This window comes from Paraburkholderia sp. EG304 (genome assembly GCF_046543485.1).
GTDB classification, from domain to species: domain Bacteria; phylum Pseudomonadota; class Gammaproteobacteria; order Burkholderiales; family Burkholderiaceae; genus Paraburkholderia; species Paraburkholderia youngii.
The window spans coordinates 1-251 of sequence record NZ_JBKGUA010000504.1 but is presented as its reverse complement, the minus strand read 5'-3'; the positions used below and the strand labels follow the sequence as shown (position 1 = coordinate 251).

At 61.8% G+C, this 251-nt stretch carries 1 pseudogene; it reads left to right on the top strand.

Annotated elements, in window-relative coordinates:
- A pseudogene (locus ACLFKU_RS44925) lies at positions 1–251 on the top strand (ATP-binding protein); the annotation flags it as partial.

The window sequence follows — 251 nt, the reverse complement described above, 5'->3', positions numbered from 1 at the left end:
GAAATCGTGGCTCGCTTGTGCCCTGGCCCAATACGCTTGCCGGCGCGGGCATTCAGCCTTGTATCTGCGCGTGCCGCGACTTGGCGAGGAGCTTCGCGATCTGCACGGCAACGGCGGCTTCACAAAAATGGCTGCTGCAGGTTGCCCGCGTCGACGTGCTTCTACTGGACGATTGGGGAATGGCGCCCCTCGATGCGATGGTTCGAAACGATTTGCTCGAGATGATCGATGACCGCTCGGCGGGAAAGGCG